Genomic DNA, 18,486 nt, shown 5'->3' with positions numbered 1-18,486 from the left:
TCGGCAGCCTGACTGTGCGGCAATCACCCTGCATGTCAGGTTGATGACAGGAAGTTACCGGCGGCCCATCAGAACACATGTCCGGTGCACCGGATATGGCGTACATCACGTTCGTAGCGTTGAGGAGTTGAGTGCAAGCAATAAGTGGCCGAGTGGGGGCGTTCAGGCTGCCCAGGCCCGGTTACTGAGGTTGAACTCGTGGTGTCGTAGGGGCTGTCGGGTGTCGGCTGCCTGGGGTACGACCGAGGTATGCGGTATCCACAGGGTGGCGGGCTGACCGCCGAACGGCGTCAGTTCCGCGAGGAGTTACGGGGGCAGGCCGCAGAGCGCTTCGCCCGGGGTGAGGCGAGTTTGGTGATTGCCAAGGATCTACGTGTCAGTGTCCGGTCGGTCCAGCGGTGGCGGCGGACGTGGGAGGAAGGCGGTCCGCGGGCCCTGCGCTCGCAGGGCCCGGCGTCGCTGCCCAGGTTGAGCGAGGAGCAGTTCGCGCAGTTGGAGGCGGAGCTGGTCAAGGGGCCGGCCGCGCACGGCTGGGAGGACCAACGCTGGACGCTGGCACGCGTCAAGACAGTGATCGGCCGACGCTTCCACCTGACCTACACGATCCAGGGTGTGCGCAAGCTCCTGGTGCGAGGCGGCTGGTCCTGCCGGACCCCGGCCCGACGCGCGATGGAGCGCAACGACGAGGCTGTCGCTGGGTGGGTCAAGGAGGTGTGGCCCTGCGCGGAAGCCTCGCGGCGGCCCATGGAGCCTGGCTCGTCTTCGAGGACGAAGCCGGCTTCTCCATGACGCCGCCGCAGGCCAAGACCTGGTCACCACGTGGCCGCACCCCGGTGGTGCGAGTCCGCGGTCGCTCGCGCAGACGGGTCTCCATCGCCGCGCTGACCTGCTACAAACCAGGCCAGCGGTCGAGGTTGATCTACCGGCCTCGCCGCGACGACGGCCGTCGCGACGGGCGCAAGAGCTTCTCCTGGCGTGACTACCGAGACCTGCTCATCTCCGCACACCAGCAACTCGGGGGCCCCATCGTCCTCGTCTGGGACAACCTCAACGTCCACAAGGCCACCGGCCTGCGGGAGTTCGCCGAGGCCCGGGACTGGCTGCCCCTCTACTACCTGCCGCCCTACGCACCCGACCTCAACCCCGTCGAGGGGATCTGGTCGCTCCTGCGTCACGCCCAGCCGACCGCAAAAGGAATCAGTAATCATTTTCAAGGCGCCTTCTGACCCGAGGCGCCAAAGGGGGAAATTAAGTAATGAAGCGTTTCGGTAAAGTTTCAATTGCCGCCGCTGTGGCGCTGGCATCGACGATTACGACAGTCACGCCGTCGGTGGCCGCCAACCGAAATGAAGATTCCTGTCTTAAGTCTTACGAAGTGTCAGTGTCGACCCGCAGCAATACCGAAACGCTCACGGGTGGAAAGGGTGGGGGGGTAAGCGCAAGCGGCTGGGACTGGGGCAGTGCGACCGTATTTTCTTTCGGCAACCCCAGTACCACAGCGGGCAGTCAGTACGGTCGATTCACGGGGCAAATTCATTAAGGGAGCAGTGTCAAGAAAACCTTCGCCTGGGGCTTCAAGCTGCACAAAACTACTGCCGCAGCAGCCAAGGGGATGATGTCTGAATCAGCAAGGCTCTATTTGAACGGAAAGGCCACAGGCTACAAAGATACTCACCCCGCGGTTGCGGCGAACTACCTGGTTCACTCGTCCACCAAGGTGGTCGTGAACAAGCCGTACACGCTAGTAATCGACGAGAAATTCCCGATCACCCGCGGAGGCACGCGGCACATCAGGACGGAATTTGATTTCATCGTCCACACGATGTGACGCGTTCCCAGGGTCGGCACGAATCGCTGATATGCTGCGTCTCACGCTCAAGAGTCAAAGCATGGGAGAATATGGGATGACACGGCTATCCGCGCTCGTGGCTCAGGTTCTGCATGACCTCGACCCTGGAGGAAAGATGTACGCCCCTACTGTCTCCTATCTTCCAGGTGACACCGAGAGCTATCTTGATGTCCTCATCGAAGATGACACAGGCATGAAGTGCGGCTTCAGTGTGGATGCTTCATGCAGCGACCATGAGGTACTTTACGAACTCGCCGATCGATTGCCTACAGCATTCGTGGAGCTCTACGCCGTCGGACTTCCGTTGGTGCCGGGAACGCAGCGGCCGGCGACACCAGAGATCATTGAAAATGCAGTGATCTGGAAGGACCCGGCTGGCCGTGTCGATTGGACATGTCCGGTAGGGCAATACACGGCATAACGCCATAGCGAGTCATCTGGTCACCTCAAGAGCGTCTGTCGTTTTTTTCACCGTGCACCGGGTGAAATGCGCGCGGCCTGACCGGGTTTGGTCCGGGGATTTGCTTCACGGTCCGGAGTCCGGCATGCTCAGGCGCATGAAGGTGTGGGAAATGCTTGTCACTGCTGGCGCGTACCTGTTCGCGGCCGGAATCTTCGGCCTTGCGGGCTATATGTGGTGGTGGGGGAAGAGAACATTCGAGCGAAGCGAACGGAATAAGGAGGAACTCGTCCAGCTCGTGGAACAGCGTGGATGGAGCTACACCCCGTCCACGCAGGGCAAGGGGGATGCATATTTCGCCGGAAATACCGTCAACGAGCCCATCTATGACTACGTTTCCGGTGAGTTCCGCGGACGTTCCTTCTGCTGCTTCGAGCACCGTTACCGCGGAGCCAACCCGTCGGAAAAACCGCATCTCACCGTCCTGTTCGCGGTGAACATACCGAGCTCCTTGCCCTATACAACCATCAAGCGGCGTCGCCCCCTGGACACGGTAGAGACTCGCCTGTTCCGCCACGGCAAAGTTGTCGAGCTGGGCATTCCCGCATTTGACGAGGCATTTCGCGTCATCAGCACCGATGAGACCGCTGCGCGGCACATACTGACCGATGGCCTGGTGCGCTTCCTCACCTCCGACCCCCGGGCCAAGGAGGAGCCGCTCCGCTTCCAGCGGAACGCCGTGGTCCTCTCGTACCAGGGGCGGCTGCGCCCGGAGCATATCGAGGCGAAACTGGATTACCTGTGCGACGTGTTGGACCGCCAAGGCACGATGCCGTGAGCGCGCGCCGGCCGGCGTACTCATGAGTGAGCTCCGCACCGATCAATTTCGGTGTGGAGCTCACTCATGAGCGCCGCGGCGCACGGAAATCATCCGGCGGAGGAATCCGCCGGGCGAAGTGACCGGACGAAGTCCTTGAAGTCCTCCTCGACCTGGTCGATCTGCGTCGACTTGGCCGTCAACACCAATTCGATCACCGCGTGTGAGGCCGGGTCGTGAACATCCTGTACCACCAGATAAACCTGGCTCTGGACCAGGTCCAGCAGCCGCCCGTGCAGCGAGGTGGAGATGCGCAGCGTCTGGGTGAGCGCAGGCGCCTCGGGGGTTCCCACCTCGGTGCGATTGGCGACGCTCACCGTCGCTGCCTCGCGCAGCCGCTGAACCGACTCGTCGCCGATTGCCGCTAGGTCGATGGTGTCCCGCATTTTTCCGGCGATGGTGATGTTTGCGGTGAATCCGTCGCGCGATGCCGGATGGAGTGCGATGAACGCGACTCCGGGCGCGCCCACCTCATCGGGGGGCGCCGGTTGCCAGCCGTCCGGCAGCGAAAATTCGATCTTTACCGGCAGAGTGGTCGCCATGGTGAAATCAACTCCCTGATGTATGGAACCGAGGCTACTGTCAGCCGAAGGGATTGAGCGATTTCAGACCGTCGCCCACCGCGTCGAGACCGTCGCCGATCGCGTCCGCGGCATCGCTGACCGTGTCAACGACCTTGTGCGGGTCGATCTCGATCTGTCCGCCGACCTTGCCGCCGACTCCGAGTCCGACACCCACCGAGCCGCCGATGACGAACTTGCCGTCCTTCATCCCGGCATCCACGTGGGCCTCGGCGCCGGCCCCGGCCCATCCTTCGGCGGTGACACCCGCCCCGATACCGCCGACGTCCGCATGCCCGCTCGCTGTCGCTTTGGCGCCCGCGAAAGCCTCGGCACCCAGGTGCGCGCCCTCCTTGCCCACGGCCGCCGTCGCCGATGCGTCCAGTCCGGCGAAAGCCGAGGCATCCCCCTTGGCCGCGAAGGGGCCGTTCTCGTAGCCGCCTTCGGCGGATGCTTTGGCGAGGTAGGCGGTCCCGCCGACTTTCGCCTCGAGATTGCCATCCTTGTAGGACGCCCCTACGGTTCCCTCGGCCCCGAGGAGCTTGAGCCCGGCCTTTCCGCTGAGCTTTCCGTCCCCGACCTGCTTCTCACCCTGGGCCTCGGCACCCCAGACGCTCGCTTCGCCCTTCCGCTCCCACAGCTTGACCTCTGGCTTGTGCTTATTGTCGACGGGTTGGTCAGGGCTTGTACCGAAGGGCCTGTTTCTGGCCCACCCCGTGCCGGGTTCAGTCACCGAATCGGTGCTCTTCTCCCAGGAGGTCTGGCTGCCTTTTCCCGATTCCTTCTGCTGCTCGGCGACTTCCCCGGCTTTGGTCAGCCAGACCGGTGCATCGGAGGCGCCACCGGCCAGATCGGCCAGCTTCTTCCCCGCAGTACCGGCCTCTTCCTTGAGGGATTGCCGAGCGGCGTTCAGGACGGTTCGGGCCTGGGCTTCGTCGCCGCTCTCCCAGAGGTCGATCGCTTCCGCTGCCTGCTGCTGCGCTCCACTGAGCGCTGAGGCGTACTTGCTCACCGCCGAGGCCGCATCGGACATGGCGTCGGCGGCGTAGAACCAGTTCTTCTTCTCAGTCGAGAATTTCTCCCAGAACTGATCACTGGCCTTTCCGGACCAGCCGGATATGCGTACGCCGCCCAGCCGGGTTCCGGTGTCCTCGAACTTCCCCGACGCTTTTCTCAGTGAATCTGCGACGTTTTCCAAGTCCCCTGTGTTGCCAGGAATAAGTTCCTTGGGGTCCTTGGTTTCCCCGAGTTCCGCCGCCACGCCTATCCCCGTTTCCTGCCCATTGTTCTTGCCCTTTTGTGTCGTGCCCTATGAGTGCAGGCGTCCGTTCGCGTAGGCATCCGTCTGCTCGTAGTTGCGGGCCATGGTCTTGAGATGTCCCGCAGCGTCGACCGAACGGTCACCGAGGCTCAGGTAGGCCACGGTCCATGTGCTGCAGAATTTTTGGAACTTCCCGGACAGGATCACGTCGCTCTGCCCGGAACCGTCGAAACCCTTGGACATCGCATCGAAGTCGACACCTTCTGCCGGTTTCAGGCATTTCAGGATCTCCGAGGCGCCACCCCTGAGCTCTTCCGGTTCGGCGCTGAAGCCGTCGCCATTGATAGTCACGCTTGAATCACTGCCCCTTGAACACAGGCCAACAGGAAGGGAGTTGGCGCTGCCGTCGAAGGACCGTATCACTTTCTGTGCATCGATCGAAGGCGTAGCGTGGTGGGGTGTTACCGGTGGCTTGTCTTAAATATCGGGAAAGCTGCGGAAGTCGATTATTGGCGGATGGGTCGGCCTGGTTGAGTTCCGCACTTGTGGAGGTCGGCGCAGCGGGAAATATCTGTTGCCTTTCGGCCGTGAAGCTCGGGCCGCACAGAGGCGCCGGGTGCCCCGGAGCGGCACGGTTGCCCGGCCGAGGGGCGTAGGTCCCGGCTCTCGTCCTCCGCGGAACAGGCGTGGGTCGCGCGTCGCCCGAACGGGAGGCGTCGAGGCCCTCCTTCACCCGGACTTGGGCAGGTTCGTCGGCAGGCAGAGCTGTCGGTGATCTGTAGGCGAGGTGTCGGTGGCCGCTGGAACCGTGGAGGCCGAGTTGCCCCGCGGAACAGCCGCAACCGCCTTCCACTGCAAGGGAGCCCCGCCGCCATGTCGTCCAAGCCCTCCACGTCCGCGCTGCCCTGGGATGTTCAACGGCTGCCGCGTGCCGATGACAGCATTTTCCTGGTCACCGGCGGCAATGCGGGCATCGGCTACTTCGCCGCGGAGCAGTTGTCCGGAACCGGAGCCGTTGTCGTGCTGGGCAGCCGGAATCCCGCGAGAGCCGAAGTCGCCGTGGCCTCGATCCGCTCGCGGGTTCCTGGCGCGCGGGTGCGGGCCGTACGGCTGGACCTCGCCGACCTCGCGTCGCTCAGAACCGCGGCGGAATCACTGGAGGTGGACCACCTCGACGCGGTGGTCCACAACGCCGGCGTCGCGCTCGACGACCTGCCGCGCAGGGAGACCGCGGACGGTCACGAGCTCATGTTCGGCACGAACCACCTCGGGCACTTCGCGCTGACGTACGGGCTGATGCCGTTGCTGTCGGCCGCACCGGCGGCCCGCGTCGTGACCATGGGCAGCTTCGCAGCGAAGTCCGAGCGACTCGACCTGGACGACCTGCAGTCCCGGAAGGACTACCGGCCCAAGCGCACCTACGGACGTTCCAAGCTGGCGCAGATGTACTTCGGCCTCGAACTCGACCGCCGCCTGCGCGCCGCCCGCAGCACGGTGGCGAGCGTAGTGGTCCATCCCGGCGGCGCACTGGACTCTCTGACCCCGTCACGGCCGGCGGTCCCTGCGCGGACCGCCGGCGCGCGGCTCTGCGGGGCACCAGCCGCTCTCCTCGTCCAGGGCAAACACGCCGGCGCATGGCCCGCGGTCCGGGCGGTGCTCGACCCGGATGTGCGCGGAGGACAACTATGGGGTCCGCGCGTCTTCGGCCTGCGCGGCAAGCCCCGACGGGAACCGGTGTGGAACCACTTGGCCGACACCGTGACCGCGACGCGGTTGTGGGACGCAAGTGGTGAGGTGACCGGAGCCGACCTCGGCGCCATCCCCGGACAGCCGCGGGCGCGCGATGGCGACAAGCGTGCTCAGGTGGGCCAACCGTGACGCTCAGTCACCGCTGGCAGGCTGCGTAGCCAGCGGATGGATCACGAACCGTCGGTCGGCGCCGTCGCCCTGCCGGGCTCCGGTACGGGCTCCTCGTCCGGCTCCGGGGACGGCTCGGGCACCGGATGCATCGGATCCTGCGGGCCCGGAGGCGGCGGGTGCGGCGCGTCCGGATCCGGCTGGAGGGGCGGCTCGCGGGGCGGTGTGGGCCACGGGGATGGCGCCGGTTGCGCAGGGCCCCCGGCGATCGGGACGGGCAAGGTGCGGCGCATCTCTCCTCCTGTCCGGGACGGGCGGCACCGTGTGCGGGGCACCGGACCGCGTACGGGCCGACGGGACGGCTGCCTCCGGTTGCACCGGGGCCCGGCCCTCTTCCCACTGTGCGGCACCCGGCCCGAGCACGCGACAAGGGCACCGGGCCCGGGCCCCGGCCCCGGCGAGGCCGCGCCGGGGCGGGGCGGGGGCGCACGGCCGGGGCGCACGGCCGGGCCGGTTCGGCCGGGACCGTTCAGCCGCCGAGGAAACCCATCAGCCGGTGCGGAAATCCGTCACCCGGCCAGGAAGTCCAGCAGATCCCCGGTGAACTTCTCCTTGTCCCCGGGCACGAGCGCGATGCCGTGGGAGCCGCCCTCGTAGACCTTGAGCGTGGCGGCCGGGACGAGCTGGGCCGTCTTGCGGCCGGTCGCGTCGAGGGGCACCACCTGGTCGTCGTCGCCGTGCACCACGAGCGTGGGGACGTCGAACTTCTTCAGGTCCTCGTGGAAGTCGGTGGCCGCGAAGGCGTCCACGCAGGCCACCCCGCCCTCGATGGTCGCCTGCATCGCCATGTACCAGAACGCGTCCTGATTGCCCTGGGTGACCTTGGTGCCCTGGCGGTTCGCGGAGAAGAAGCCGACGGCGGTGGACTGCCAGAACTGTGAGCGCTCGTGGAGGATGCCGTCCTTGATGCCGTCGAACACGCTCTGCGGGACGCCCTCGGGGTTCGCCGGCCCCTGGAGCATCAGCGGCGGGATCGCCGACAGCAGCACGGCGGACCGGATCCGGCCGGTGCCGTGACGGCCGATGTAGCGGGCGAGTTCGCCGCCGCCCATCGAATGCCCGACCAGCGTGACATCGCGCAGGCCGAGCCCGGTGATCAGGTCGTTGAGGTCATCGGCGAAGGTGTCGAAGTCGTAGCCGTCCCACACCGGGTCGGAGCGCCCGTGCCCCCGCCGGTCGTGGGCGATGCCCCGGAAACCGGCGTCGGCCACCGCCTTGAGCTGGTCCTGCCAGGCGTCGCCGTTGAGCGGCCAGCCGTGGAGGAAGACGACCGGGCGGCCCTGCCCCCAGTCCTTGTAGAAGATGTCGACACCGTCGCGCGTCGTGCAGACAGGCATGGTAGGTCCCCTCAGGTGGACGGGCCGGACGGGCGACGGCCACCGCCGTGGCTCGCCCCGGCACGGGAGGGCACACCCCTCCCTCCCGCCATACTGCGAGCCGGCCACCCGAGCGGCAAAAGGGGAGGAGCCCGGCCGCGGAACGCCCGGGCCACGTCCGGCCCTACGCCCCGACGAGCGTCCACGGGCTGGGGTCGGCCAGCGCCTGCCGGGGCCTGCTCCGGGCCCAGTGGCGTACGGACGCGGCCAACACCTCACCCGGATCGCGCACGGGCCGGGTGGGCGCGAAGGGCTCGGCCATGCCGGTGTAGCTCTGGAACATGGCGAGCAGGTTGACGGCCTGCTGCTGCACCGGCGAGAGCCACTGCTGTGCCAGCGGCAGGAAGAAACGGTTCCAGCTGTCGGTGGAGACCGTCGGGGGGACGGCGATGGGACCGGCGCCGTGGGCGGCCCGGAAGGCGTTGATGGTGTCGCAGCTGATCCGGACGAGGGCGCCCAGGCGCAGGCTGGCCGCACCGGCGGCGAGGGTTTCGGTGTGCGGGGCGGCCGGCGCGGGGCCCAGGGCCGCCGCCACGATCGCATCGGCGACCTCGTCGAGCGGGCTGATCTCGGCGTAGCCGTCCGGGTCGCCGACGACGACGGCGGCGAGGCCGGAGACCAGGGCCGGGAAGAGGGTGTAGGGCCCGGAGAAGCGGGAGATCCGGCCGTCGGCCCGGCTGCCCACGATCAGCGGCGGGCGGATCACGGTGACGGGCCCGGGATGCTCGGTGGTGACGATCTCCTCGCAGACGGCCTTGGACCACTCGTAGCCGTTGCGGTAGCCCTCGAATTCCGGGCCGCGCAGATCCTCGGGGTTGCGTACGCCCCCGACATAGGCGGTGGAGACATGGACGACATGGGTGTCGGGACCGGCCAGGTCCAAAACGGCGCGCAGGGGGCGGATGTTGGCGTCGGCGGCCTCGGCACGGGACAGGGTCCAGCGCGTCGACGCGGCGGTGTGCACGATGACATCCCAGGGGCCGGAAAGCTCCGACGGCACCGGTTCGGCGCCGATGTCCCAGCGGACCAGGGGGTTCGGGGCGCGGCGGCGTGCGACCCGGACGAGGTCGGTGCCGCGGGGCGCGGTGGTGCGCAGGCGGTCGGTGACTTCGGTGCCGACGATGCCGGTCGCCCCGGTGAGCAGGATGCGCATGACAGATCTCCTTGGCGAGGAGGCGGGTGGGTCAGTTCCCGGGGGTCAGCACGAGGCAGGCGTTCTGCCCGCCGAAGCCGAAGGAGTTGGACAGCACGGGGGCGAGGGCCACCTGCCGCGGCGCACCGGCGACCACATCGATGCGGTCGGCCTCGGCGCAGGTGGTGAGGTTGGCGACGGGCGGCACGGTGCGGCGCCCGGCGCAGACCAGGGCGACCGCGGCCTCCAACGCCCCGGAACCGCCGATGAGATGGCCGGTGACGCCCTTGACCGACGTCACCGGCGGTGCCTGACCGGCGAAGCAGCGGTGGAGGGCGACGGCTTCCGCGCGGTCGTTGAGCCGGGTGGCGGTGCCGTGCGCGTTGACCTGCCCGATATCGGTGGGGCGCAGCCCGGCGTCGGCGATCGCGTGGGCCATACAGGCGGCGGCAGCGGCGCCCTCCGGATGGGGCGCGGCGATGTGGAACGCGTCGGAGTTGGTCGCGTACCCGGCGACCTCCCCGTGGATCCGCGCGCCGCGGGCGAGTGCGGCGTCGCGCCGCTCCAGGACGAGGAGGGCGGCGCCCTCGCCCATGACGAAGCCGTCGCGGTCCGCGTCGAAGGGACGGCTGGCCCGGCCCGGGGCGTCGTTGCGGAGGGACAGGGCCCGCATCCGGGCGAAGCCGCTGAGCATGATGGCGGTGATCGCCGAGTCGAAGCCGCCGGTCACCGCCGCGTCCAGCTCACCGTGCTGGATCCTGCGCAGCGCCTCCCCGATGGCGTTGGTACCGCTGGCACACGCCGTGGTGTGGGTGAGGCAGGAGCCCCGGAAGCCGTGGCGCATCGCGATGCGGGCGGCCGCCGAGTTGGCCATGGTCCGGGGAACGGTGTGCACGGGCATGCCCATGGGATCGGCGCCGTGGTCGAGGGCGGTGGCCTCCATGGACGGCAGCCCGCCGATGCCGGTGCCGAGGTGGACGCCGACGCGGTCCGGGGGTATCGGCGGCAGTCCCGCATCGCGTACGGCGTCGACGGCGGCGCACAGGGCCAGTGCGGTGGGCCGGTCGATCTGCCGGAGTTCGCGGCGGGTGAGGTACGGCTCCAGGCCGAAGTCCGGCACCCGGCAGGCGAAGCGCACCGGCGCCTGCCGGTCGACCAGTTCGTCGACGAGGGCGGCGGCGGTGGACTCGGCCGACATGACCGCGGCGACCACCTCGTCGAGGGTGTTCCCGGCCGGGGTCTTGACACCGATGCCGGTCACGACGACGCGGGGGCGGTCTGCGGGGCGCGGGGGAGACGTCACCGGGCGGCCTTCCGCTCGGTCAGGAGGGCGATGGCGTGACCGACGTTCTCGGCGCGCATCAGGTCCTCGGGCGCGATCTGCACACCGAGGGCGCGTTCGAGCTGGGCGCCGATGGCCATCAGCTCCAAGCTGTCGATGCCGTGGTCGGCTTCCAGGTCGGTGCTGTCGGAGATGTCGTCGGGCGTGGTGCCCAGGACGTCGGCGATGGTCGCGCGGACGATGTCGGCCAGCGCCGGTCCGGTGGCGGGGCCCTGTGGGGCTGCGGGGTCGGTCACGTCGTTCTCCTGGGTCGGGGTCAGTCGGCGGTGAGGGCGCGGCCCGCGCCGTCGAGGGCGGCGTCGAGGATGCCCAGGGCCTCGTCCAGCTCGGCGGCCGTGGTGGTCAGCGAGGGCAGCAGCCGTACGGTCGTGGGGCGGCTCAGACAGGGCGAGACGAGCAGTCCGGCGTCGGCCAGGCCGACGACGACCTCACCGGCGGCCCCCGGCGAGGTGAAGTCGATGCCCCACAGCAGGCCCCGGCCGTGGAAACCGCTCATGACCTGCCCGTGGCGCGCGTGGAGGGCGCGCAGACCGGCGGTCAGCCGGTCGGTCAGCAGACGGCCGTGGCCGGTCAGCTCCTCCACGGCCGTCAGCGCGGCGGGCAGGGCGGCGCAGCTGAGCGGGTGCCCGCCGAAGGTCGCCGAGTGCAGGAACGGGTCGGCAGCCAGGGGCGCGTACAGCTCCTCCGAGCACACCATCGCGGACAGCGGCACGATGCCGCCGCCGAGCGGTTTGCCGACGAGCACCGCGTCGACGGGCAGCCCTTCAGCGAGGGCGACCGAACGTTCACCGCAGCGCCGCAGGCCGCACTGGATCTCGTCGGCGATCACGAAGGAACCCTGCGCGTGCGCGTCCCGCGTCCACCGCCGCAGCACCTCGGGGGAGAGCGGTACGGCGCCGTTCTCGCCCTGGACGGGCTCGAAGACCAGCGCGGCGACCGGGCCCCGGGCACATTCTCCGCGGACCGCGTCGGGGTCGTCGGGGTCGAGGTGGACGACGTCCGTGGTGCAGCCGCGCAGCCCCTTGCGGAACAAGGGGCTGTGGGTGAGCGCCAGCGCGCCGATCGTCTTGCCGTGGAAGCCGCCGCGCACCGCCAGCACCCGGTCCCGGCCGGAGGCGAGGCGGGCGAGCTTGACCGCGATCTCCACGGCGTCGGACCCGTTGAGCCCGAGGTGGACCTTGGGCAGGGCGCCGCCCAGATACTCGGCGAGGACAGCGGCAGCCTCGGCGCTGACGGGGTTGGCCAGGCTCCGGGTGGAGGTGGGCATCACCTCCAGCTGCCGCTGCACGGCGGCGGCGACACCGGGGTGGCGGTGGCCGAGCAGGGTGACCGCGTACGAGCCGAAGTCCAGGACCGAACGGCCGTCGGAGAGGGTGACCCGCGAGCCCGACGCGGCGGACTCCACGGCACCCCGTCCGGCGAACTTGCCGGTGAGGGCGAGCTTGGGCGACTGGTGGCGGCGCAACCGCTCGAACACCGCGGCGGCCTGGGACGGGTCGGTCATGTGCGGCCTCCTGGACAGGGACGGGCGAGGGGCGGTGCCGGTCAGACGGAGCCGGTCAGGCGGCGCTCCAGCGCGGTGAGCATCTGCTCGGCGTTCTCGCGCAGCGCGGTGGCCGCGACGGGGTTCAGCATCTCGGCGAGCAGCGGGATGCCGATGTCGAACTCGACATGCAGGGACACCAGGCTGCCGCCGTCCTCGGCCGGGCGGATGGCCCAGTGGCCGACGAAGTGCGCCAGGTCGCCGCTGACCTGATGGAAGTCGAAGCGGCGGGCCTCCTCGTCGATCCGCTCCGCCTCGGTCCATTCGAGGACCGACCCCTTGAGATGGACGGACCAGGCGGTGGTCCGCTCCCGCGGGCCGTTCCGCGCGACGACCGTGAGGGACCGGACGTTCTCCATGCAAGCGGGGTAGCTCTCGACGTCGACGACGGCGGCCCAGCTCCGGTCCGGCGGGGCGGCGATATGAAGCTCTACTTCGACGCGGGGCATGACGGCCTTTCCGTGAGGGGAATGGAGGATGCGGCGGCGTGCTCACGACCGGGGCGCGAGCGTCCGGGCGAGCGCCGTTTCGAGCGCGCGCGGGAGCAGTCGGCGCAGCACCGCGCGGGGCAGCGGGCGTACATGGGTCAGGGCGTAGCGCTGCTCGACCAGCGCGCAGCCCAGCTCCCGTTTGGGCTCGTAGGCGGTCTGCGCGAACCGGATGTGACGGCACCCGCGGCCGATCGCCAGCTCGATGGCCGCGTAGTGGACGTGGTGGTAGAGGTGCGCCTCGTGGGCCAGCCGGTAGTCGAGCCCGATACGTGCCCCGATCGCGCCCTCGCCGCGGAAGAGACAGAGCAGATAGGCGACGAGACGGTCCCCCTCGAAGCAGGCCACCAGCCGCTGGTCCGGGCCGCCGGGCCGGTGCAGCGCCCGGAGGAACGACGCGTCGAGGACGTCGAGCGTCTGGTCGGCCCGGTCCATCACCTGCCGGTACAGCCCCAGCATGGCGGGGACGAGGCCGGCGAAGTCGGCAAGCACCTCGATCCGCAGGTCGCCCCGGGCGTGGAACTTGCGCAGCTTGCTGCGGACGTTGCGGCGCGCCTTGGCGGGCAGTGCGGCGACGTACGCGTCGAACGAGTCGTACCCCAGGGCCAGTTCGGTGTCCGGCATGCTCGGCACCTGGAAGAAGCCCGCCGCCTCCAGGGCCGGTCGCAGGGTCGCCAGCTCGCCGGGGGCGAAGTCCTTGAGGACGACGGTGCCGAGCCGGTGGCGCCGCGCGTGGTCGAGCACCGTACGTACCAACAGCGCGGCGACCGGCCCCGGCAGCGGTTCCCGGCTCAGGACGTGCCCCTGGCCCAGGAAGTTGCCGCAGAACAGCATCGGCACGCGCAGCAGGCCGGGGCACAGCCGCCGCACGGGAGCCAGCAGCCGACGCTCCCGCTCCCCGACGACCTGGTCCAGGCGCAGCCCGCGGACGGCGGCCAGCGGCAGGACCGCGACGGTGCGGCCCGCCTCACGGACCACCGCGTAGGCGTAGCCGTCCGGACCGATGGCACCGTGCTCCATCGCCGCGAACACCTCCCGCCCCCACATGGGGTCGTGCGGCGGGGCCAGCTCGTCCCACGTCCCGGCGGGGAGGGCGTCGATGCCGGGCAGGATCTCGACGGTGGGGCCTGTCGCTGCGCTCATCCCGTCACCCGACCCGCAGCGCTTGGCCGTCCACGGCCGCGCACAGCGCCTCGGCCGTCCTGCCCCGGGACGGCGGATGGAAGGCGAGGCCGGCCGCGGCCGAGGCGAGGTAGGTGCCCTCGTCGGAGCCGATGAAGGACATCCCACCGAGCGCGGCCAGCGCGACCGGCGTGGCGCGGGCGATGGCGCCCTGCGCGGCGTAGCGCGCGGTCAACGCCCTGACCAGCAGGGCCTCGCCCCACTCGGTGGCCTCGCCCATCTCCCGGGCCACGGCCTCCACCGCCAGCATGGCGGCGTCGAGTTCGGTGATCAGCGTGGCCCGGTCGGCGGCCGAACCCCCGCCGCGTCGCAGCACCCGCTCCGCCAGGGCGCTGGCCGTGCCCAGATATCCGGCCGTCATCAGCAGCTCGAACCAGAGGAAGCCCGCGATGTGCAGCGCGTCCAGCGCGGATCCGGCGGTGACGTCGGTGGTGACGACCATCTGCGGGTCCAACGCGACGTCGGTGAGGACCACTTCCTCGCTCTCGGCACCGGCCAGCACGGAGTTTCTCCAGAAGGGCCGTACGGACACGCCGTCGGTCGTCGCGGGAACGATGGCCACCGCCAGGCGCTCGGTGCCGTCCCCGTCGGTCATCGTCACGGAGGCGGTGAGGACGTCCATGGAGCGGGCGAGACTGCACGGCTTCTTGCTGCCGTTGAGCACGATGTGGTCGCCGCGCCGTTCGGCGGTGATGGCCGGGCGCAGGACGGACTGGCCGGTGCGGCCCTCGGCGAAGCCGGACGCCAGCAGCAGCCGGTCGTTGACGACGGCCTCCAGCAGCATCCACGCGAAACCGCCCCCGTGCCGGGTGGCCTCCACCAGGCCGGCCACCGAGAAGTGGTGCATGGTGGTGGCGACGGCCAGCGAGGGGCAGCGGGCGCCCATGGCCCGCTGGAGCCGGACGGCCTCCAGTGGGCGCGCGCCGATGCCGGTGTTCTCCCCGGGCACCAGCAGGGCGGTTCCCCCGGCATCCCGGAACGCCGCGACGGCGGGGCTGCCGGGCCGCTCCAGCGTGGCCAGCGGGTGACCGGCGAGCGCGGCGTCGAGGCCGGGCAGCAGTCGTTCGAGCACCTCGCGCTCGGTGTCCAGAAAACTCATGCGGCGGCCTTTCCGGAGTGCGTGACGGTCGGTACGGCGGCGCCGTGGCGGACGGGCAGATCCTCGAAGACGCGCAGGCTGAAGGACTCCCGCCGCACCGGGTCCCCGGCAGGCGCCAGCCGGGGGAAGCGGGCGAACAACCGGCGCAGGGCGACCGCGCTCTCCATACGGGCCAGGGCGGCGCCCAGGCAGTAGTGCGGCCCGCCGCTGAAGCTGAGCACCTTGGTGCCGGTACGGGTCACATCGAAGCGGTGCGGGTCCGGGTGCTGTGCGGGGTCGCGGTTGGCGGCGGTCAGCACGATGGTGACGTTGGCGCCCTCCGGGACCGGCACCCCACCGATGACCCCGGCCCGGCCGGCGATGCGCTCGGTCATCTGGACGGGCGTGTCCCAGCGCAGCGACTCCTCGACGGCCTGCGGCACCAGGCGGGGGTCGGCCGCGACCAGGGCCAGCTGGCCGGGGTGGTTCAGCAGGGTGTGCACGGCCATCCCCAGCAGCCCGGTGGTGGTCTCGAACCCCGCGACGAACACCAGCAGCAGCATGTCGACGAGTTCGTGCTCCGTCAGCGTCCCCTCGCTCTCCAGGGCCAGCGCAGTGGCGAGATCACCGGCGGGCTCACGCCGACGCCGCCCGGCCAACTCCCGGAAATATTCACGCAGTTGCTCCACCGCCCCATCGGCCCGCGCCCAGTCCTCCGGAGTACGTACCGGCTCCAGCAGCCGACTGGCATCGCCGCCGAGCGACCGGAACCGGGCCTGGTCGGCCTCCGGCACACCGATCAGCTCACCGACCACGGCCACGGGGAGCGGGTAGCCGACAAGGTCCTGGAAATTGGCCGTGCCGCCGTCCGAGGTGGCGTCGGCGAGGTCGTCGAGCAGGCCATCGGTGATCTTCTCGATGGCCGCCTGCAGCGCGGCGACCCGGCGTGGCGTGAAGCCCTTTCCGGCGAGCCGCCGCAGCCGGGTGTGGTCGGCGCCACCGGCCCGCAGCATCGAGGAGTAGAAGAAGTCGGCCGCCGGGTGCTCACGCCAGTCCGGCAGATTCTCCTCGCACCAGGCCAGGTCGGGGGCGCGGTAGGCGGCGTCGGCGAGGACGGCCTGACAGTCCGCGAAGGTGGTCAGGAAGAACGTGTCCAGATCCGGGTCGTGGTACACGGGCGCGGTCTGCCGCAGAGCTTCCAGCGCGGGGTGCGGGTTCTCCCGCCCTTCCGCTGTGAACAGCGAGAAGAGCAGTGTCTGTGCCTGCGGTGTCGGCGAGTTCACGATGCGTACCTCGGCGGTCGACGGGTCCCGGCACGGCCGGACGGCGCTCACGCCGCCGATCCGCCGCCTCGGACGGACACGTTTCTCCCCGTGTCCTCAAGCGACGCTATGTCGCTAAATGACGGGGGTGCAAGAGCGCGAACCGGAACGGCGCGGGACTCCGGGGCGCCCGCTCCGGCGTGCCCGGCGGCGGAAGCCTTCCTGGCCCCTTCGTGGCGGGGATGGCAGCGGCCCGGCCCTCATCCGTGCCTGGTCAACCACCTCATGGCGACGCGCCACGAACCCACCAACGACTCGCCGACGTGAGGGATACGCCCTGGGTCCGGTCGTCTCCATCCGGCCGTCCGAAAGGGCAACTTCTCGTCATTCGAGGCGAGTGCGTTGGGGCGGCACCGTCCCGGACTGCGCCACGCGCCGCGCACAGCAGAAGGCGTGCGCCTCCGTGCGAGAGGAGCCGCGCCCGGCGGCCGTTTCACAGATCCGGGTGCTTCGTCGCCACGTGGTAGTACCCCGAGTGGAACACCAGCGGGGTGCCGCCGTCGGACTCGTACTGTTCGACCTCGCCGAGGAAGACGATGTGGTCACCGGCGTCGAGGCGCTGGACGGTCCGGCACTGGAATCGGGCGACCGCGCCGTCCAGGAGGGGAGTGCCGGCGATACCGGGGGTGGTCGGCGTACCGCGGAATTTGTCGTCGGACGGGGTGGCGAACTGGCGGGAGAGATGGTGCTGGTCGGCGGCGAGTACGTGGACGGCGAAGTGCGAGGCGTCGGTGAAGTCCGGCAGGCTCGGGCTGTTCTTACCGGGGCACCACAGGACGAGGGGCGGGTCCAGGGAGACGGAGGTGAAGGAGTTCGCCGTCATGCCGACGTTGCGGCCGTCGGGGGCGCGGGCCGTCACCACGGTCACGCCGGTGGCGTACTGGCCCAGCGCGCGGCGCAGTTCGCGGCCGTCGAAGCGGGCGGCGTGCTGGGCGCGCTTCTCGGCGAGGAAACGGTGGGCCTCCGCCTCCTCGAACCACCAGCGGTAGAGGGTGCGCGGATCGTCGAACCCGGCGGCGAGAGCGCCCGCGACCGAAGGGATCTCGGCCGCCGTCGTCAGGATCTCGCGGTGATGGGGACCCAGGTCGGTCAGCAGCGAGTTGGTCCAGCCGACGGCCCATTGCGCCCAGCCGCGCCAGAAGTTGTCGAAGGTGCGCTGCATCCACTGCGCGGTGAACTCCGCGGTGCCGTGGCGGAGGATGCTGTCGAGGTAGTGCGTCGCGGCCTGCGCCGCGTTGTTCGACCCCTGGCCGGTGATCGGGTCGTTGAGGACGACGGCGTCGGCCATGCCGAGGACGTGACGGCCGGAGGCCAGACGGGCGACGGGATGCCGGACGGTCGGGGTGACCCTGCCGCGCAACACGCCGCCGTTGTCGGTGAGCTGGGAGTGCCGGTGGCGCTCGAACTCGTCGGGGAAGAACCGGTGGAGGATCTCCAGGGACCGGGTGAGGTGGCCTTCGGGCGTGTGGACGTCGTCCCAGCAGTCCATCGGGCCGCCGGGGACGCCCTCGAAGACCATGATCTCGCAGGGCCCCGTCGTGGTGAGGGCGGGGAAGGAGAAGTACTCGCCGACGCCGGGAACCAGCCGGTAGTGGACGGCGGCCTCCCCCTCCCGTGGCGCCGCGCCCGTGACGTACGTCAGCGCCAGCGCCCGGCGCGGGAGGTCGTACGGGGAGAGTTCGGAGTTCCGCGGGAAGAGGCGGCTCAGCTCGCCCTTGCCCGTGGAGACCACGACGAGATCGTGCGTACGGGCGTACCACTCAAGGTCGTTGACGCCCGCCTCGTGCAGCACGATCTCGCCGTGGCCGTCCGCGAACTGCTCTATCCAGGCCGCGCACTTGACCCGCTGGTCGACGGAGTGCGCGGGGCCCTCCAGCGGCGCGCGCCAGGAGACGTCCGGAGTGCCGTGCGGACCGATGAGGGAGAACGCGATACCGGAGATGTCCGGGGCCTGCTCCTCCCAGTGGTGCAGGCCGAGTTCGCGCTCGTTCTGCAGCGCGGTGTCGAACATGCACTGGCTGGACATGACCGGACCGCGGCGTATCTCGTCGGGGCTGCGGTCGGTGACCAGGGTGACGTCGTAGCCGTGCGCCTGGAGCCCCAAGGCGAGTTGGGCGCCCGCCTGCCCGGCGCCGATCACCGCGATCCTTCTCATGTCC

At 69.9% G+C, this 18,486-nt stretch carries 16 protein-coding genes and 2 pseudogenes; 5 read left to right on the top strand and 13 right to left on the bottom strand.

What is annotated here, in order from left to right; all coding sequences use genetic code 11:
• Nucleotides 1–249 precede the first annotated feature (249 nt).
• From ACFWWQ_RS01640 to ACFWWQ_RS01625, 4 genes and pseudogenes are all read left to right on the top strand, one after another.
• Nucleotides 250–789, top strand: coding sequence for a winged helix-turn-helix domain-containing protein (locus tag ACFWWQ_RS01640; RefSeq protein WP_384588352.1), 540 nt, complete (start codon nucleotides 250–252; stop codon nucleotides 787–789).
• Nucleotides 786–1,172: pseudogene (locus tag ACFWWQ_RS01635) on the top strand (transposase); the annotation flags it as partial. The gene ACFWWQ_RS01640 and the pseudogene ACFWWQ_RS01635, both read left to right, overlap by 4 nt.
• A 687-nt stretch (nucleotides 1,173–1,859) precedes the next feature.
• Nucleotides 1,860–2,270, top strand: coding sequence for a hypothetical protein (locus tag ACFWWQ_RS01630; RefSeq protein ID WP_384588349.1), 411 nt, complete (start codon nucleotides 1,860–1,862; stop codon nucleotides 2,268–2,270).
• 136 nt (nucleotides 2,271–2,406) lie between these two features.
• Nucleotides 2,407–3,087, top strand: coding sequence for a hypothetical protein (locus ACFWWQ_RS01625; protein WP_384588346.1), 681 nt, complete (start codon nucleotides 2,407–2,409; stop codon nucleotides 3,085–3,087).
• 89 nt (nucleotides 3,088–3,176) lie between these two features.
• Here ACFWWQ_RS01625 and ACFWWQ_RS01620 read toward each other — a convergent pair whose 3' ends face one another.
• From ACFWWQ_RS01620 to ACFWWQ_RS01610, 3 genes and pseudogenes are all read right to left on the bottom strand, one after another.
• Entirely contained in the window at nucleotides 3,177–3,668 is a 492-nt protein-coding gene (locus ACFWWQ_RS01620; protein ID WP_384588343.1) for a hypothetical protein, read from the bottom strand.
• A 40-nt stretch (nucleotides 3,669–3,708) separates the two neighbouring features.
• Nucleotides 3,709–4,968: pseudogene (locus ACFWWQ_RS01615) on the bottom strand (putative T7SS-secreted protein); the annotation flags it as partial.
• Nucleotides 4,969–4,995: 27 nt separating this feature from the next.
• Entirely contained in the window at nucleotides 4,996–5,298 is a 303-nt protein-coding gene (locus ACFWWQ_RS01610) for a hypothetical protein (protein WP_384588340.1), read from the bottom strand.
• Nucleotides 5,299–5,820: 522 nt separating this feature from the next.
• Between ACFWWQ_RS01610 and ACFWWQ_RS01605 the strand changes: the two genes are divergently transcribed.
• Complete coding sequence (locus tag ACFWWQ_RS01605; protein ID WP_384588338.1) at nucleotides 5,821–6,825, top strand: SDR family NAD(P)-dependent oxidoreductase; 1,005 nt, start codon at nucleotides 5,821–5,823, stop codon at nucleotides 6,823–6,825.
• A gap of 548 nt (nucleotides 6,826–7,373) precedes the next feature.
• On the opposite strand, the gene ACFWWQ_RS01600 is transcribed toward ACFWWQ_RS01605, so the two are convergent.
• From ACFWWQ_RS01600 to ACFWWQ_RS01555, 10 genes are all read right to left on the bottom strand, one after another.
• The gene (locus ACFWWQ_RS01600) at nucleotides 7,374–8,201 is read right to left on the bottom strand and encodes an alpha/beta fold hydrolase (RefSeq protein WP_384588335.1); all 828 of its coding nucleotides are present in this window, start codon (nucleotides 8,199–8,201) and stop codon (nucleotides 7,374–7,376) included.
• Nucleotides 8,202–8,364: 163 nt separating this feature from the next.
• Nucleotides 8,365–9,393, bottom strand: coding sequence for an SDR family oxidoreductase (locus tag ACFWWQ_RS01595; protein ID WP_384588332.1), 1,029 nt, complete (start codon nucleotides 9,391–9,393; stop codon nucleotides 8,365–8,367).
• A 31-nt stretch (nucleotides 9,394–9,424) separates the two neighbouring features.
• Complete coding sequence (locus ACFWWQ_RS01590; protein ID WP_384588329.1) at nucleotides 9,425–10,675, bottom strand: beta-ketoacyl-[acyl-carrier-protein] synthase family protein; 1,251 nt, start codon at nucleotides 10,673–10,675, stop codon at nucleotides 9,425–9,427.
• Nucleotides 10,672–10,950 (bottom strand): acyl carrier protein, encoded by a 279-nt coding sequence (locus tag ACFWWQ_RS01585; RefSeq protein WP_384588326.1) that lies wholly within the window; start codon nucleotides 10,948–10,950, stop codon nucleotides 10,672–10,674. The genes ACFWWQ_RS01590 and ACFWWQ_RS01585 overlap by 4 nt, the downstream gene beginning before the upstream one ends.
• Before the next feature lie 20 nt (nucleotides 10,951–10,970).
• Nucleotides 10,971–12,218, bottom strand: coding sequence for an aspartate aminotransferase family protein (locus ACFWWQ_RS01580; RefSeq protein WP_384588324.1), 1,248 nt, complete (start codon nucleotides 12,216–12,218; stop codon nucleotides 10,971–10,973).
• A gap of 41 nt (nucleotides 12,219–12,259) precedes the next feature.
• Complete coding sequence (locus ACFWWQ_RS01575) at nucleotides 12,260–12,706, bottom strand: type II toxin-antitoxin system RatA family toxin (protein ID WP_384588321.1); 447 nt, start codon at nucleotides 12,704–12,706, stop codon at nucleotides 12,260–12,262.
• Between the two features lie 42 nt (nucleotides 12,707–12,748).
• Nucleotides 12,749–13,888, bottom strand: coding sequence for a GNAT family N-acetyltransferase (locus ACFWWQ_RS01570; RefSeq protein WP_384588318.1), 1,140 nt, complete (start codon nucleotides 13,886–13,888; stop codon nucleotides 12,749–12,751).
• A 4-nt stretch (nucleotides 13,889–13,892) separates the two neighbouring features.
• A complete protein-coding gene (locus ACFWWQ_RS01565) occupies nucleotides 13,893–15,026 on the bottom strand; it encodes an acyl-CoA dehydrogenase family protein (protein WP_384588315.1) in 1,134 nt (377 codons plus the stop codon).
• Nucleotides 15,023–16,288 (bottom strand): cytochrome P450, encoded by a 1,266-nt coding sequence (locus ACFWWQ_RS01560; RefSeq protein WP_384588312.1) that lies wholly within the window; start codon nucleotides 16,286–16,288, stop codon nucleotides 15,023–15,025. Before ACFWWQ_RS01560 ends, ACFWWQ_RS01565 begins: the two co-directional genes overlap by 4 nt.
• A gap of 472 nt (nucleotides 16,289–16,760) precedes the next feature.
• Nucleotides 16,761–18,482: a flavin reductase gene (locus ACFWWQ_RS01555; RefSeq protein WP_384588309.1), complete on the bottom strand. Its 1,722-nt coding sequence runs from the start codon at nucleotides 18,480–18,482 to the stop codon at nucleotides 16,761–16,763.
• Nucleotides 18,483–18,486 lie beyond the last annotated feature (4 nt).

Source organism: Streptomyces sp. NPDC059080 (assembly GCF_042739975.1).
Classification (GTDB): domain Bacteria; phylum Actinomycetota; class Actinomycetes; order Streptomycetales; family Streptomycetaceae; genus Streptomyces; species Streptomyces benahoarensis.
The sequence above is the reverse complement of the archived record's forward strand: the minus strand, read 5'-3'. Positions and strand labels throughout refer to the sequence as shown.